Source organism: Mycobacterium sp. (genome assembly GCF_002863225.1).
Lineage (GTDB): Bacteria > Actinomycetota > Actinomycetes > Mycobacteriales > Mycobacteriaceae > Mycobacterium.
This window is the reverse complement of sequence record NZ_PKEK01000099.1, coordinates 58,573-73,756: the sequence shown is the minus strand read 5'-3', so window position 1 is coordinate 73,756 and position 15,184 is coordinate 58,573. Positions and strand designations below refer to the sequence as shown.

Here is a 15,184-nt window from a genome sequence, read left to right as displayed (position 1 = left end):
TTGCGCTGTCCTACACCGGCCGGGTCAGCCAGAGGGCGTCGGTCGAAGCAGTCGCCGAAGGTCCCTGGGCGGCGCCGGTCTGCAGCACGAGATCGAATGCCTCCCCGCGGATCCGGCGATCCGTGTAGAGCAGCACCACGACGCCGGCGCCGAAGGGGGCGGTGATGATCTGGCCGATCGCGGCCCCGACCGCACCTACCGTCGCGGCGGCCAGCGCGGAACCGCCGCCGAGCAGGTGGCCGATGAAGCCGAACGGCACGCCGACGGCGCCGGCAACCAGACTTACCACCAACCAGGTCAGCATCCGGATCCCGAGAATTCGCCAGAAGCTGTTGCGCACCAGGGCAAAAGAACGCGTGATCGCGTCGAATACCGGCAGCCGTTCCAGCACGATCAGCACCGGTGCGAACGACAGCGCCACGTAGAGATACAACACCGCGCCCACCGACATCATGACCAATGGAAAGCCGAGCAACACCGCTGCCGCCATGTTGCCCGCGGCGGCGGTGGCTCCGATGATCACTCCCACGCCGCCGGCAAGCAGGATCAGCCCGGCGGCCTCGATACCGACCAAACCCAGTAGCGCGGGCAGCCGCCCGCGAATCCGGGCCCAGGCTTCACCGGCACTGATCTGGCCGCCGAACACGGCGCGCCCCACGACGACCGTGAGCATGCCGGTCAGCAAGATGCCGCCCAGCCAGCCGACCAGCCCGCTGAGCCCGGCCGATGCGGTCCAGGCTCCGAAGTCGCCCGCGGTGAGCTGGTCGGCGGGCGCTGTGCTGAGCCGGCTCGCCGCGGCCAACGGTCCGGCGAAAGCCGCCAGCGAGATGAGCTGCGAGATCACCACGACGACGGCGGTCACGCCCAGCGTGGCCCGGGGGTTTGTGCGGATGTACACGGCCGCGCCATTGAAGATGTCGCTGAGGCTCAGCGGCCGCAGCGGGATGATGCCCGGCGTCCAGAGGCCGCGCGCGGGCGGTGGTGGGGGCACTCCGTAGCCGGGCTGCGGAGGGTAGCCGGGCTGCGGGAAGTAACCGGGCTGCCAGCCCTGACCCGGCGGCGGATACCCCGGCGCGACAGGTGGCGGCTGACCCATCGGCGGCCAGGCCATCGGGGGATGACCGGTCGAGCCGTAGGCGGGCGGGGGATAGGCCGGCTGCTGGTAGGCGGGTGGTTGGTATGCCGGTGGCTGATATCCGGGAGGCCCGTATCCGGCCTGCTCATATCCGCCATAGGGGTAGACCGGGTAACCGGGCGGTGGCGTGCTCACCAGGCGCAGCCACCATCGGGGTCGGCTTGCCTCACGAGCGCCGCTCCTCAGCATCGCTGCGCTCTGCATCGCCGCCCGCTTGCCTCACGAGCGCCGCTCCTCAGCATCGCTGCGCTCTGCATCGCCGCCGGCTTGCCTCACGAGCGCCGCTCCTCAGGATCGCGCATGGCTCCATACTGTCGAGCACCCGGCTATTTCTCAACGTGCCGCTCCCCAGCGCGTAGCGTCTGCGGCATGGCCGAACTCAAGTCTCGACTGCGGGCGGACCTGACCGACGCGATGAAGGCGAAGGACAAGCTGCGCACCGCGACACTCCGGATGCTGCTAGCCGCGATTCAGACCGAGGAGGTGTCCGGTAAGGAAGCCCGCGAGCTCTCCGACGACGAGGTGCTCAAGGTCCTGGCGAAAGAGTCCCGCAAGCGCGGTGAGGCCGCGGAGATCTACACGCAGAACGGCCGCGGCGAGCTGGCGGCCAACGAGCATGCCGAAGCGCGGGTCATCGACGAGTACCTGCCGACTCCGCTGACCGACGCGGAGGTGGCCGACGTCGCCGACACCGCGATCGCGCAGTTGGCCGAGGAGTTGGGCGAACGGCCGGGCATGAAGCAGATGGGCCAGGTGATGAAGGCCGCCACCGCGCTGGCCGCGGGCAAGGCCGACGGGGCGCGGCTGTCACAGGCGGTCAAGGACCGCCTGTGACGGGGGCTGCATCCGGTCGGTGCTGACGGAATCGTTTGCCCTGACCGGGCTCGGGTACCCGAAACCCTATGACACGGTTCGGCTATACCCTCATGACAGAACAGAACGGTCCCAAAGACCTTGTCCAGAATGCGATTTCAGCTGAGCACCGAGGGTTCGACTTCGAGGTCGCCAGTGATCACTTCTCGCCGTGGCTGACATCGCAGGGGCACGCCCCCAATGCGTGGGCGGTGCTGGGCGCGGTCGCACAGATGACCGAGCACGTCGACCTCTACACCTACGTGACCTGTCCGACCATGCGGTACCACCCGGCGGTGGTCGCGCAGCAGGCGGCGACAGTGCAGATTCTGGCCGACGGTCGCTTCACGCTGGGCCTGGGTAGTGGGGAGAACCTCAACGAGCACGTAGTCGGACGGGGCTGGCCTGGCGTAACGCAGCGGCAGGACATGTTGTGCGAGGCCATCGAGATCATCCGCAGTCTGTTCAGCGGCGACTTGGTCGATTGGCGTGGCGACTACTACCAGGTCGACTCCGCGCGGCTGTGGGACCTGCCCGACGTGCCGGTCGGCATCGGCGTGGCCGTGGCCGGCGCGAAGGGGATCGAGAAGTTCGGACTGCTGGCCGAGCACCTGATTGCGGTGGAACCCGACGGCGACCTCGTCCACGACTGGCACGCCGCCCGTCAGGCCAAGGGCATCGCCGGCGGCGGACGGGTTGTCGGCCAGATCCCGATCTGCTGGGATCCCAACCGGGACGCGGCGATCGCGCGGGCACACGACCAATTCCGTTGGTTCGGTGGTGGCTGGAAGGTGAACGCCGACCTGCCCACCCCCGCCGGCTTCGCCGGCGCGACCCAGTTCGTTCGGCCCGAGGATGTCGCCGAGAGCATTCCGTGCGGCCCCGACCTGGACGCCATCGTCGAGGCCGTCCGTCCCTACTGGGAGGCGGGCTTCACCGACATCGCTCTGCTGCAGATCGGTGGCGACACCCAGCAGCAATTCCTCAAGGAGGCCGCCGAGCCGCTGCTGGCCGCCCTGCGGTCCGCAGCTTAGGAGGGTAACTATGTCAAATCAATTGCAAGGAACCAAGATTGCGATCTTGGCGGCCGATGGCGTGGAAAAGGTCGAATTCGAGACGCCGCGTGCACAACTCGTCGAGAAAGGTGCCCAGGTCGTGCTGCTGTCGCTGAACCACGGTGACATACAGGCGCGTAACCATGATCTGGAGCCGGCCGGGACGATCCGCGTCGACCAGCTGGTCTCGGAGGCCTCGGTCGACGAGTTCGACGCGCTGGTATTGCCCGGGGGCACAGTCAATCCGGACAAGCTGCGGATGGACAGCTCCGCTGTTGCGTTCGTGCGCGACTTCGTCAACTCCGGTAAACCCGTCGCGGCCATCTGCCACGGACCCTGGACTCTGGTCGAAGCGGGCGTCGTCGCGAACCGCACCCTGACCTCTTATCCCAGTATCCGGACCGATTTGCGAAACGCCGGTGCCACGGTGGTCGATGAAGCAGTGGTCGAGGACGGCAATCTGGTGACCAGCCGCTCGCCCGACGACCTGCCCGCGTTCTGCGCTCGTCTGATCGCCCAACTCGAGCGATCTGCGGCGCATACCTGAGCACGCTGGCTGTTCCAAGCGGTTTCGGGATTGTTAATTGTGGGCATCAGACACTTCGAGCCGTAAGCAGCACGGCAATCAGAATCCCGAAAGGCCGACGTGACTACTGCTTACTTCGCCACGCCCGATTCGCTCGACATTGATGGCGTGTATCCACCGCAAGAAGACTCGCAACTGCTGATCCGCAGCATGGACGACTCGGGGTTGGCCCAAAACCGTAGTGTGCTCGATTTGTGCACCGGCAGCGGTGTTGTGGCGATCGCGGCAGCCGAACTGGGCGCCCGTAGCGTGACCGCATTCGACATCTGCCCGCGGGCGGTCAGTTGCTCGCAGGGCAATGCGCTGTACGCCGGTGTGGAGATCAATGTGTGCGAAGGATCGTGGTCCGGCGCACTGGATTACGCACCGTTCGACCTGATCGTGTCCAACCCGCCGTATGTGCCTACACCGCCGGCGGGTGACACCGAAGTCATCCCGATCACTGCCGGACCGGCTCGCGCCTGGGATGCCGGTGTCGACGGTCGACTGGTGCTCGACCCATTGTGCGAATCCGCAGCCGGCATGCTGGGCGCGGGCGGATCACTGCTGATGGTGCATTCGGCTCTGGCCGGCGTCGAGAAGTCGCTTGCCTCTTTGCGATCCACCGGGCTTAACGCCGAAGTCGTTGCTTCGCAGTTCATTCCGTTCGGTCCCGTGCTCTCGGCACGTGCCGGATGGCTGGAGGTCACCGGTCAGATCGCACGCGGATGCCGGACCGAGGAACTGATAGTGATCCGCGCGGACAAGCCATGACCGAACCGGTTCGGGTACAGGTGGTGCCGAACGGCCCGGTGCTGATACCCGGGCCGGTACGCATCGAGACACCGAGCGGCGAGATCGTCGAATCCGACCGGTTCATGGTGGCCATCTGCACATGTCGACGTAGCAAGATGTATCCGATGTGCGACACCAGCCATCGCCGGTGTCGGCCGGCTCGTGCCCGCGTCAGCACTGACGCTGCAGCGCAGAAAGATTCAGTCGAGCGGTCGTCGTAACGAGGTTTCGCCGGCCGTCCACGACGCCATGATCACGTCGGCCAGCCGGTCTTCGACCGCGGCGTGAGCTCGAATGCCGAACACCACATCGCGGTCCAGGGCGGGTTCGCGCTCCACCAATGAACCGACCACATCGCGGCGTACCACCTGCTCGTGCACCGCGTCCGCCTCGACGTGCTCGCTGTAGAAAGCGACACAGTCCGTGGGCGCCCCCATCCGCTGAAGCGCGTCGACCAAGCGACGTGAACCCGGCGACGAGGTGATCTCGGTCGACGCGAAATGGCCGACTGCGGCGCCGCGGAATTCTCGGTGTAAACCGAACAGCGACATCAGGTTCACCGCCGCGAGTGCCTCGGCGGGGACGTCGTCGAGATACGCGAGGTACGTCGCGTCGAGTCCGGCGGCGACCATCAAGTCGGCGAACAGCTGTTGATGCAGCTTTGCACCCTTCCCACCGCCGTACTCGTCGAATTCGATCGCCACGAACGACGCCTTGGCTTGGCCGGTGAGGCGGGGAATCGCGAAAGCGTGCGGGTCCCCTTCTTTGAGGTGATACAGCGACCGATGTACGAAGTACTCGCGCATCTGCTGCCAGGATCCGTTGTCGCGCAACCAATACGAGGGTCCCGACCCGTCCGAGGACTCGATCGACAGGTCCTCCATCTCCGCCTCGGCGGTGCGACCCGATTCGATGGTCCCCACGTCGCGTCGCACCTCGGCCAGAAACTCCTGTTCGAGCTGAGCGCGCAGATGAAGGAGACCGGGGTCCCACTCCCAGGACGGGTCGACTCCGGCGAAGCCGCGGTAATGCAGCTCGTAACACATGTAGAGCGCCAGTTGCAGATCCAGACCGTACGGGTCGGAGTCGCGAAGCGATGCGTCGATTCGGGTCAGTTGGTCGCGGGGAGCGGGCTCGGTGAGGCTGCGCCGGACTGCCATGGACACCGGTCCACGGGCGGCCGGCAGCCTGGGTTCGACAATGGTGGAAAGCACGGGGGTGTTTACCCGTGCATCGGCCCACCTCAAACGGGCCAGTCGCAGCCGGTCAAGTCGACGGACATCTCCCAGAGCCGACGAGCCGTCGCGGAGTCACGGGCCTTGCCCCGCGGCTTGGTCACCTTGGGCCTGCCCCACTGGCCGAAGCGCGGCGCCAAATAGCTCCCGCTCGGCAGATCGGTGGTGACGGCCTGAATGGTCGACCGCGCTCCGACCTGGGCGCTGTGCGCGGGGAATCCACGGAAGGTGTGGTCCCGGATCCACGGCACGATGCCGCTGGCGTCCCGGGTGATGTCGGTGTTGGTCGCACCAGGATCGGTCAGGTAGGTCCGCACGCCGCGCCGGGTCAGCTCGTGGCCGAACAGCATGACGGCCAACTTGGACTCGCCGTAGGCCAACCAAGTGGAGTACTTGCGATCGTTCCAGTTCAGATCGTCCAGCTGCAGGCGGCTCATGGCGTAGGACGAGCTGACCACGCAGATGACCCGATCCTCGATCCGGTCGCCGAGCAGGCAGGTCAACGCGAAATGACCGAGGTAATTGGTGCCCATGTGGGCTTCGAATCCGTCGGCGGTCCGGGTCAGCGGCAGACCCAGCACCCCCGCGTTGTTGATCAGCACGTCGACCCCGTCCACCGAGTCGGCGAACTTGCGGACGCTGCCCAGATCGGCCAGATCCAGCTGGGCGACCGTCACGTCGCCGCTGATGGCGGCGGCGACCCGCTCGGCTTTCGGGATCGTGCGGCAGGCGATGACGACGCGGTGCCCGTCGGCCGCGAGCCGGGCCGCGGTTGCGGCGCCGACGCCGCTGTTGCCGCCGGTGATGATGACTCTCACCCGGCAATCATCCCAAGGTTGCCCGCTGCCGCGCGGCGAATTCGTGGCAGTTCCGCCTGCGGCCACCCGGCGATAGACTCGGCGCGGCTGAATGACACCCGGAAGGCGGCGGCCATGAAGATCGTGGTAATTGGTGGTACGGGTGCTCTGGGGTCGAAAGTGGTTGCTGTGCTTGACGATTTGGGCCATGACACGGTGGCGGCCTCACCACGGACCGGTGTCAACGCCTTCACCGGCGAGGGACTCGGTGAGGCGTTGACCGATGCCGGCGTGGTCGTCGACGTGGCCAACTCCGCGACGTTCGACGACGATCCGGTGATGGAGTTCTTCACCACCTCGACGACGAATCTGCTTGCCGCGGCGAAGAACACGGGTGTTGGACACTACGTCGTCGTATCGATCGTCGGATGTGACCGGATGCCTGAAAGCGGCTATATGCGCGCCAAGGTCGCCCAGGAGAAGCTGGTCGAGCAGTCTGGAGTTCCGTACACGATCGTGCGGGCCACCCAGTTCGTCGAATTCACCGATGCCATCACCGCGTCGTTGACCGTAGGCGACGAGGTGCGCGTGCCGGACGCGCTGATTCAGCCGATCGCCACCGCGGACCTCGCCCAGGCGGTGGCCAGGGTGGCGGCGGCTGCACCGAGCGACGCCATCGAAAATGTCGGCGGCCCAACGAAAATCACGTTCGAGCAGATGGCCCGCGACGTGTTGGCCAAGCAGGGTGAGGTCAAAGACGTCGTCGTCGATCCGCAGGCGACCTATTTCGGGACGCCGCTGGCGACGGACAGCTTGGTGGTCCCTTAACCGCTCTTCGTCAACTGCGCGCGGACGACGGGACCCGCGCAGGCATGGGTCCAGACCAGGTGGGCGTCCACGGTGTGAGTGCATGTCTCACCGTCGAGTGAATTCGCCGTTCCCGTCCAGGTGTTGCCCTGCAGATGCAGATCGAACTCGCCCCCCGGCGAGAGAACGTGCGTGCACCCGCTCCCGCAGGACGTGAAGCGCAACGTGGCCGCCTTCTCGGACGATTCCTGGTCGGCGGAGTCGCCGATCACCGTTGCGGTGTAACGCCCGACGGGTGCTTCCGCCGCCGCGTGAAACGCCAATCCCACGGCGGCAGCGACAAACGCCGTCCCCGCCGCCAAACCCCGAGCAGCCCCCATGAAATTCCCCCCTAGAACGAACAAACTGCTGCAGACGATAGTGGCACCGGCGCATCGCCGATACAGGGGAATCCCTCGATTGGGAGGCTGAGAAAAACCGCAAGGCAGGGGACCGAAGATCGTCCCTCTGCCTTGCGGTTTGCCTACGAGTCGGGGTGGCGGGATTCGAACCCACGACCTCTTCGTCCCGAACGAAGCGCGCTACCAAGCTGCGCCACACCCCGATTTAAAGCCACGCCAGCGTATCGCACCGACCCGGCAGCCTCCTAAGCAGACCGAGCTGTCACCAGCGCCAAGCGATGTGCGCCACACCGGGGCGTGGAATAAGTCGGTAGTGGGCACAGCTAACTACACTGAGCGCGCACGATGTGCAACGGAAGCAGGTAAATCATGACGGTGTTAGGCGCCGTGGTGTTCGGCGGAATCCTCGCCCTCGGGGTGCTGTGGTTACTGGTCACTGCTCCCGACAGCGATGTCGATCAGGCGTGGCTCGAAGCAACCTGGAGTGACCACGCCGAGTTTCGCGCATTGACGCACTCGACGTCGCCGTAGCGGCGGGGCCTCAGCCCACCGAGTAGGTCGGCTGGGACCGGCCGTGCTGGCGTTGCGGGTCGCGTCCGCCGGTCGGGGCTGCGATCAACGTCAGCAGGGTGGCCTCGGGCCGGCAGCAGAATCGGACTGGCGCGTACGGCGACGTCCCAATCCCCGCCGACACGTGCAACCTCATGTCGGCCCCCCAGCGCGACGGACCCTTGGCGCGCGACCGGTCCAGCCCCGAATTGGTCACCAGCGCGCCGTAGAACGGCAGGCACAACTGCCCCCCGTGAGTGTGGCCGGCCATCACCAACTGGTAGCCATCGGCGGCGAACCGATCCAGCACCCGTGGCTCAGGAGAGTGAGTCAGCCCCAGCCGCAGGCTGGCGACCGGGCTGGCCATCCCCGCGATCGTGTCGTAGCGATCGCGATCGATGTGCGGGTCGTCGACACCGGCGGCCGCGACGTGCAGGCCGGAGACCTCGAACTCGCGGCGGTTGTGTGTCAGATCCAGCCAGCCGCGTTCGGTGAACGCCGCCCGGAGGTCCTGCCACGGCAGCGGCTGACCATGTACCCGGTGGCCGGGATTGGTCAGGTAATTCAGCGGGTTCTTCGGGCGCGGGCCGAAGTAGTCGTTGCTGCCGAACACGAAGACACCTGGAACCGAGAGCAGATCGCCGAGGCTCTGGACCACCGACGGCACCGCCCGGGGGTGCGCCAGGTTGTCACCGGTGTTGACCACCAGGTCGGGCTCCAGGCTCGCCAGTTCCCGCAGCCATGCCTGCTTGCGCCGCTGGCCGGGCCTCATGTGCAGGTCGCTGATGTGCAGCACCCGCAGCGGCGACGAGCCCGGGTCCAGCACCGGAATGGTCAACTCGCGCAAGACGAAGGCGTTGCGCTCGATGAGCGACGCGTAGCCGATGCCGGCGACAGCCGAGCCGAGCGCGACAGCGCCGGTGCTTCTCAAAGCGGTGAGGGTCCCACGACGAGGCATGCCGGCCAGCCTACTGCCGGTTCCCGACTGTTTGCGCGACGGACACCGGCCAACGGGCTAGGGAGGCGGTGGCGGCGCCAGGATGGGGATGGTGATCGGCGGCAGACCCGGAATCTCGATCACCTGCGAGCCCACCGGCGCGGGCGGGAAGCCATCCGGCGGCGGGGGCGGGGCCGGCGGAATGCCGTTGCTGGTCTGAATGGTGATGACGGCGCCCGGAATGGTCTGCCCGTTCGGCGACGTTCCGACCACCTCGCCGTACTTGGCACTGCTGTTGACGGACGCGGGTTGCTCCGAGACCTGGAAGCCCGATTCCTTCAGGCGCGTCTTGGCCGCCTCGACATCCAGACCCGCGACGCTCGGCACCCGAGATCCCGGGCCGCCCTCGACGTACTCCCGGTCGGTGGGGGGCAGCTTCACCTCACCGAACAGCGTGGCGATCGGCTTCATCGCGGTGAACCACGTGCGTGCCGGCTCGTTACCGCCGTAGAGATTGCCGTCGCCGCAGCGTCGCAACGGTGACGAGCACAGATCCGACGGGGACGTGGAGTCGTCGTAGATGTAGTTGGCCGCCGCGTACTGGTTGGTGAAACCGACGAAGCCCGACGACCGGTGCGCCTCCGTGGTGCCGGTCTTTCCCGACACCGGCAGGTTCCAGCCGGCCGCTCCGGCCGATCCGGCCGCGGTGCCGCCGCCGAGCGCGTCCTTGCTCATCGCGTTGGCCAGCGTGTTGGCCAGCCCCGGCGGCACCACCTGCTCGCACGCCTCGGTGGTGACGGCCACCTGGTTGCCGTTGCGGTCGATCAACTTGTCGATGGGGTTGGGCGGGCACCACATGCCGCCGGAGGACAGCGTCGCCGCGACATTGGACAGTTCCAGCGCGTTGAGTTCGAACGGGCCCAGCGTGAACGAGCCGATGTTCTGCCGCTTGATGAAGTCGGCCAGGCTCTCGTTGCTCTCCGGGTCGTAGTCGCGGGCGCTGCCCGGCTCGGCGTAGGACCTCAGCCCGAGCTTGACCGCCATGTCGACCGTGCGCTGCACCCCCACCAGCTGGATCAGCCGGGCGAACGCCGTGTTCGGCGAGGTGGCCAGGGCGTCGGTGACGTTCATCGAACCGCGGTAGTTGCCGGCGTTGACGACGCACCAGGTTTCCTTGGGACAGCCCTTGGCGCCACCGTTTCCCATGCCCTTGGTCTGGAACCGGGCCGGCACGTCGAGGTTGGTGTTGATGCCCATGCCCATCTGCATGGCGGCCGCCGTGGTGAAGATCTTGAAGATCGAGCCCGCGCCGTCGCCGACGAGTGAGAACGGCTGCGACCGCATGGTCTCGCCGGCCTCGGTGTTCAGCCCGTAGGTGCGGTTACTGGCCATCGCGACGACCTTGTGCGAGCTCTTCCCCGGCCGGATCACGCTCATCACGCTGGCGATGCCGTCGAGGGTCGGGCTGGCGTAGGTGTCGACCGCGTGCTTGACCGGCTCCTGCACTTCGGGATCGAGGTTGGTGCGAATCAGGTAACCACCGCGGGCGAGCTGCTCTTTGCTGATGCCGGCCCGGGCCAGGTAGGCCTGAACGTAGTCGCAGTAGAAGGCGCGGTCACCGGCGGCAATGCAGCCGCGCGGCAACTCTTTGGGCTGCGGCAGAATGCCCAACGGCTCGGCCTTGGCGGCGCGGATCGCGTCGGCCTCATTGGGAACGTTCTGAATCATGGTGTCGAGCACCAGGTTTCGCCGGGCCAGTGCGCCGTCCGGGTTGGTGTAGGGGTTGAGCGCGCTGGTCGACTGGACCATGCCGGCCAGCAGCGCGGCCTGCTGCCAGTTCAGATCCGTGGCGTTGATGCCGAAATAGGTCTGTGCGGCGTCCTGAACGCCGAATGCGTTGTTGCCGAACGACACCAGGTTCAGGTAGCGGGTCAGGATCTCGGGTTTGGTGAAGGTCTTGTCCAGGGTGAGGGCCATCCGGATTTCACGCAGCTTGCGGGCCGGGGTGGTCTCGATGGCCGCCCGCTTCTCGGCGTCGGTCTGGGCGATCACCAGCAACTGGTAGTTCTTCACGTACTGCTGCTCGAGCGTCGAGCCGCCGCGAGTGTCGGCGTCGCCCGAGGCGTAGCCGGCCAGCCCGGTCAGGGTGCCCTTCCAGTCGACGCCGTTGTGCTCGGCGAAGCGCTTGTCCTCGATCGACACGATGGCCAGCTTCATGGTGTTGGCGATCTTGTCGCTCGGCACCTCGAATCGGCGTTGCGAGTAGAGCCACGCGATCGTGTTGCCCTTGGCGTCCACCATTGTGGTCACCGCCGGTACGTCGCCCTCGAGGAGCTGCGCCGACGCGTTGCCGACGACCTCGGACGCGCGGTTGGACATCAGCCCGACGCCACCGGCGACCGGGAACATCAGAGCAGCGAGGATGACGCTGGCGAGCAGGCAACAGCCGGCGAGCTTGGCGATGGTGACCGCAGCCGCGGGGCGCTCCGACATGGCTACTACACTAGCGGCGCTGCGGCGGACACCTTCGCGCGTGGTTGGCGGAAACCTTTTCCGCCGGCACGCCACCTCAGGTTTCTCTCAGTCGCAGCTCAGGCCGCTGTTAACGGCTTCATTCCCCGGCCATTGGCGGCTTTTCATGATCGGACTGCACGGTCGTCCCAAAAAAGCGTCTTCAGAATGTTGCGTAATTGGTATCTGACCACGTAGCTTATCCACACAATGAGATACAGGTAACACCGAGCAGCGCAGTGTGGCACAGGTCGCATCGGGAATCTGGATCATGCATTGCACGCCACACCGGGTGGCTATTAGCGAAGGGGAATCGCTGGTGTCAGCTATACGGACCGCTCCGCGGAAGACAGTCGCAGCACCGACTAACGCCGTCCTTTACGGCGCGGAAGCGGAGTCGAGAATCACCTGGGTGTCGAAGGCGCTGTGCCGGGCCGCTGATCCTGACGAACTGTTTGTGCGGGGGGCCGCGCAGCGCAAGGCCGCGGTCATCTGTCGGCACTGCCCGGTGATGCTGGAATGCGGTGCCGACGCGTTGGACAACCGGGTGGAGTTCGGCGTCTGGGGTGGGATGACCGAGCGTCAGCGGCGTGCGCTACTCAAGCAGCACCCCGAGGTGGTGTCCTGGGCTGAGTTCTTCAGCACCCAGCGCAAGCACCGCAGCGTCGGCTAGTCAGGACGCTCTCTCAGGCGGTCGCCGCGGAAGCCGACGTCATCTGATCGGCGATCGCGCGCAGTGCCTCCAAGTCGGAGACGTCGAACGGTAGCGAGGGAACCCCGACAATCGCGACGTGGGGGTTGGCACCGGTAAACCGCGACAGCAGTCTGATCTCCCGCTTCGACGTCGACGCACGGTCGGCGTGAATCTGTAAGACGGCCTTGGTCAAAGCGTTGGCGCCGTCGCTTTCGAAAGTTTCGGCGCCGTCGATCGCGCGTTCGACCGGCAGCGAACACAGCAACGGGTGCGTGCGGTTCAGGACGAGCCCGGCCAACGGCATCTTCTCCTCCGACAGCCGGTCCACGAAGAACGACGCCTCGCGTAGCGCGTCCGGCGCCGCGGCCGACACCACCACGAATTGCGTGCCGCGCCGCTTGAGCAACGAGTAGGTGCGGTCGGCCTTCTCCCGGAAACCGCCGAACGTCGCATCCAGGGATTGCACGAAACTTGCCGCGTCGCCGAGCATCTGCGAGCCGAGGACGGTCGACAGCGCCTTCATCGCCAGGCCCACCGCCCCGGTGACCAACCGGCCGATCCCGCGGCCGGGGCCCAGCAGCAATTTCCACAGCCGGGAGTCCATGAAGCTGCCGAGCCGCTTGGGTGCGTCGAGGAAGTCCAGTGCGTTGCGCGACGGCGGAGTGTCCACCACGACCAGATCCCAGCGGTCCTCGGCCAGCAACTGGCCGAGCTTCTCCATCGCCATGTACTCCTGCGTGCCGGCCAGGGAGGTGGCGACCGTTTGGTAGAACTGGTTGTCCAGAATCGCTTGTGCGCGATCAGGTCCCGAGTACTGCACCACCATCTCGTCGAAGGTGCGTCGCATGTCGAGCATCATCGCGAACAACTCGCCGGGCACCTCCGGGGCGAGCGGCACGCGCTGCGGAGTGTTGCCCAGGTCGCTGATGCCCAGCGCCTGCGCCAGTCGCTTGGCCGGGTCGATCGTCAGAACCACCACGGTGCGGCCGTACTCCGCGGCGCGCAGTGCCATGGCCGCGGCGGTGGTGGTCTTACCGACCCCGCCCGCGCCGCAGCACACAATGACACGGTTGGTGGTGTCGGACAGGATGCCGGCGATGTCCAGGGCGGGCGGTGTGGTGCTCATCGAACTCCTTGCTGGCCAAGCGCTTCCGACAGCTCGTAGAGGCTGCCCAGGTCGACGCCGTCGGCGATGGTCGGCAGTTCCAGGCGTGGCACCTTCAGCTCGTCGAGCTGCTCGGCGGTCGATGCCCGAGCGGTGATCCGGGTGGCGTGCTGGATGGTCTCGGTCAGCAGGCCGGCGAAATCCTCGTCGCCGATTTTGATTCCGGCGGCGGCCAGGCCGGCTCGCACCTCTTCGGCGTCGATGTCGCCTTCGGCGGCCTTGGTCAGGTCGTCGGATTGCAGATAAGCCGGGATGTTGCGGTTGACGATCACCGACCCGATCGGCAGACCCAGCCCCTGCAACTCGTCGATGGCCTCTTTGGTCTCCTGCATCGGCAGCGCCTCGAGCAGCGTGACGAGGTGGATCGCGGTCTGATCGGAGTGCAGGATCTTGACCACGCCCTCGGCCTGCGAGTAGACCGGTCCGCCTTTGGCGAGGTCGGAGACGGCCCGGGTGACGTCCAGGAAACGGGCGATGCGACCGGTGGGCGGTGCGTCGACGACGATCGCGTCGTAGACCGGGGACTTGGCACCCTTGTCCACCCGGATCACGGCTTCCTTGATCTTGCCGGTGAGCAGGACGTCACGCAGGCCCGGCGCGATCGTCGTGGCAAATTCGATCGCCCCCACCCGGCGCATCGCCTTACCGGCGATGCCGAGGTTGTAGAACATGTCCAGGTATTCCAGGAACGCGGCCTCGATGTCGATTGCCAGCGCGTTGACCTGACCGCCCCGCTCCGCGCTGGCGATCTTGAGTTCCTTGTAGGGCAGCGGCGGCACATCGAAGAGCTGCGCAATGCCTTGGCGCCCTTCGACTTCGACGAGCAGCACCTTGCGTCCACCCGAGGCGAGGGTCAGCGCCAGCGCGGCGGCGACCGTCGATTTGCCGGTCCCGCCCTTGCCGGTCACGAAATGCAGACGAGTCTTCGACAATCGCGATGGCCAGCCGACGTTGCTGCCACCGCTCGATGTGGTCCCCACCCTTGCATGCTAACCATTGGCCCAGCTCCTCCTCGGTTTGCTCCGCACAAGGGCGCCTCGGGTCTGGGCGGCGCTGCCGATAAGCTCGGGATATGAGCCAACCCACCACCTGGGAATACGCAACAGTCCCGCTGTTGACCCACGCCACCAAGCAGATCCTCGACCAGTGGGGTGCCGACGGTTGGGAGCTGGTCTCCGTGCTGCAGGGCCCGACCGGGGAGCAGCACGTCGCGTATCTGAAACGGCCGAAATGACCGCTTCCGCCAAGCTTGCCGAGCTCGGTATCGAGTTGCCGGTCGTGGTGAAGCCGTTGGGCTCCTACGTGCCGGCCGTCCGTAGCGGCAACCTTGTCTATACCTCTGGCCAGCTGCCGGTCCACGAGGGAAAGCTCGTCCAAGCCGGCAAGGTGGGTGCGGATGTCACGGCCGAACAGGGCAATGAACTCGCCCGGATTTCTGCACTGAACGCTTTGGCGGCCATCGACGCGCTGGTGGGTATCGACTCGGTGACCAAGGTGGTCAAGGTGACCGGATTCGTTGCGTCCGCTGCCGGTTTCAACGCCCAGCCCGGCGTGGTCAACGGCGCCTCGGATCTGCTGGCCGAGGTGTTCGGCGATGCCGGCATCCATGCCCGCTCGGCGGTCGGTGTCGCGGAACTCCCGCTGGATGCCCCGGTCGAGGTCGAGCTGGTGGTCGAGGTCGGCTAG

At 66.5% G+C, this 15,184-nt stretch carries 18 protein-coding genes and 1 tRNA gene; 10 read left to right on the top strand and 9 right to left on the bottom strand.

The window, feature by feature from the left end; genetic code table 11:
• Positions 1–10: 10 nt before the first annotated feature.
• Complete coding sequence (locus CYU59_RS26725; protein WP_363115366.1) at positions 11–1,339, bottom strand: hypothetical protein; 1,329 nt, start codon at positions 1,337–1,339, stop codon at positions 11–13.
• 165 nt (positions 1,340–1,504) lie between these two features.
• Here CYU59_RS26725 and CYU59_RS26720 point away from each other — a divergent pair, with 165 nt between their 5' ends.
• The 5 genes from CYU59_RS26720 (at position 1,505) to CYU59_RS26700 (ending at position 4,623) form a co-directional block, all read left to right on the top strand.
• The gene (locus CYU59_RS26720) at positions 1,505–1,969 is read left to right on the top strand and encodes a GatB/YqeY domain-containing protein (RefSeq protein ID WP_293004292.1); all 465 of its coding nucleotides are present in this window, start codon (positions 1,505–1,507) and stop codon (positions 1,967–1,969) included.
• A gap of 68 nt (positions 1,970–2,037) precedes the next feature.
• Entirely contained in the window at positions 2,038–3,021 is a 984-nt protein-coding gene (locus tag CYU59_RS26715; protein ID WP_293004291.1) for an LLM class F420-dependent oxidoreductase, read from the top strand.
• Between the two features lie 10 nt (positions 3,022–3,031).
• Positions 3,032–3,589, top strand: coding sequence for a type 1 glutamine amidotransferase domain-containing protein (locus CYU59_RS26710; protein ID WP_293004290.1), 558 nt, complete (start codon positions 3,032–3,034; stop codon positions 3,587–3,589).
• A gap of 99 nt (positions 3,590–3,688) precedes the next feature.
• The gene (locus CYU59_RS26705) at positions 3,689–4,381 is read left to right on the top strand and encodes a HemK2/MTQ2 family protein methyltransferase (protein WP_293004289.1); all 693 of its coding nucleotides are present in this window, start codon (positions 3,689–3,691) and stop codon (positions 4,379–4,381) included.
• Positions 4,378–4,623 carry a CDGSH iron-sulfur domain-containing protein gene (locus CYU59_RS26700; RefSeq protein WP_293004288.1) on the top strand — a complete coding sequence of 82 codons (246 nt, stop codon included), beginning with the start codon at positions 4,378–4,380 and terminating at the stop codon, positions 4,621–4,623. The genes CYU59_RS26705 and CYU59_RS26700 overlap by 4 nt, the downstream gene beginning before the upstream one ends.
• Here CYU59_RS26700 and CYU59_RS26695 read toward each other — a convergent pair.
• On the bottom strand, positions 4,603–5,562 hold the full coding sequence (locus CYU59_RS26695) for an iron-containing redox enzyme family protein (RefSeq protein WP_293004329.1): 960 nt from the start codon (positions 5,560–5,562) through the stop codon (positions 4,603–4,605). The genes CYU59_RS26700 and CYU59_RS26695 overlap by 21 nt on opposite strands.
• 83 nt (positions 5,563–5,645) lie before the next feature.
• Positions 5,646–6,455: an SDR family NAD(P)-dependent oxidoreductase gene (locus tag CYU59_RS26690; protein WP_293004287.1), complete on the bottom strand. Its 810-nt coding sequence runs from the start codon at positions 6,453–6,455 to the stop codon at positions 5,646–5,648.
• 114 nt (positions 6,456–6,569) lie between these two features.
• Here CYU59_RS26690 and CYU59_RS26685 point away from each other — a divergent pair, with 114 nt between their 5' ends.
• Positions 6,570–7,262, top strand: a complete 693-nt coding sequence (locus CYU59_RS26685; RefSeq protein WP_293004286.1) for an NAD(P)H-binding protein — start codon at positions 6,570–6,572, stop codon at positions 7,260–7,262.
• Here the strand turns inward: CYU59_RS26685 and CYU59_RS26680 are convergent.
• Entirely contained in the window at positions 7,259–7,621 is a 363-nt protein-coding gene (locus tag CYU59_RS26680) for a hypothetical protein (RefSeq protein WP_293004285.1), read from the bottom strand. The genes CYU59_RS26685 and CYU59_RS26680 overlap by 4 nt on opposite strands.
• Positions 7,622–7,771: 150 nt before the next feature.
• Positions 7,772–7,845, bottom strand: a tRNA-Pro gene (locus CYU59_RS26675).
• A gap of 166 nt (positions 7,846–8,011) precedes the next feature.
• Between CYU59_RS26675 and CYU59_RS26670 the strand changes: the two genes are divergently transcribed.
• Complete coding sequence (locus CYU59_RS26670) at positions 8,012–8,173, top strand: hypothetical protein (RefSeq protein WP_293004284.1); 162 nt, start codon at positions 8,012–8,014, stop codon at positions 8,171–8,173.
• A 10-nt stretch (positions 8,174–8,183) separates the two neighbouring features.
• Here CYU59_RS26670 and CYU59_RS26665 read toward each other — a convergent pair whose 3' ends face one another.
• Both CYU59_RS26665 and ponA2 read right to left on the bottom strand, forming a co-directional pair.
• Positions 8,184–9,149 (bottom strand): metallophosphoesterase, encoded by a 966-nt coding sequence (locus tag CYU59_RS26665; RefSeq protein WP_293004283.1) that lies wholly within the window; start codon positions 9,147–9,149, stop codon positions 8,184–8,186.
• A gap of 57 nt (positions 9,150–9,206) precedes the next feature.
• The gene (ponA2, locus tag CYU59_RS26660) at positions 9,207–11,621 is read right to left on the bottom strand and encodes a transglycosylase/D,D-transpeptidase PonA2 (RefSeq protein ID WP_293004282.1); all 2,415 of its coding nucleotides are present in this window, start codon (positions 11,619–11,621) and stop codon (positions 9,207–9,209) included.
• Positions 11,622–11,958: 337 nt separating this feature from the next.
• On the opposite strand from ponA2, the gene CYU59_RS26655 reads away from it, so the two are divergent.
• Positions 11,959–12,312, top strand: coding sequence for a WhiB family transcriptional regulator (locus CYU59_RS26655; protein ID WP_293004281.1), 354 nt, complete (start codon positions 11,959–11,961; stop codon positions 12,310–12,312).
• Positions 12,313–12,325: 13 nt separating this feature from the next.
• Here CYU59_RS26655 and CYU59_RS26650 read toward each other — a convergent pair whose 3' ends face one another.
• A complete protein-coding gene (locus CYU59_RS26650; protein ID WP_293004280.1) occupies positions 12,326–13,459 on the bottom strand; it encodes an ArsA family ATPase in 1,134 nt (377 codons plus the stop codon).
• Positions 13,456–14,478: an ArsA family ATPase gene (locus CYU59_RS26645; RefSeq protein WP_293004279.1), complete on the bottom strand. Its 1,023-nt coding sequence runs from the start codon at positions 14,476–14,478 to the stop codon at positions 13,456–13,458. Before CYU59_RS26645 ends, CYU59_RS26650 begins: the two co-directional genes overlap by 4 nt.
• A gap of 92 nt (positions 14,479–14,570) precedes the next feature.
• On the opposite strand from CYU59_RS26645, the gene CYU59_RS26640 reads away from it, so the two are divergent.
• Both CYU59_RS26640 and CYU59_RS26635 read left to right on the top strand, forming a co-directional pair.
• Positions 14,571–14,732 (top strand): DUF4177 domain-containing protein, encoded by a 162-nt coding sequence (locus tag CYU59_RS26640; RefSeq protein WP_293004278.1) that lies wholly within the window; start codon positions 14,571–14,573, stop codon positions 14,730–14,732.
• A complete protein-coding gene (locus tag CYU59_RS26635; RefSeq protein ID WP_293004277.1) occupies positions 14,729–15,184 on the top strand; it encodes a RidA family protein in 456 nt (151 codons plus the stop codon). The genes CYU59_RS26640 and CYU59_RS26635 overlap by 4 nt, the downstream gene beginning before the upstream one ends.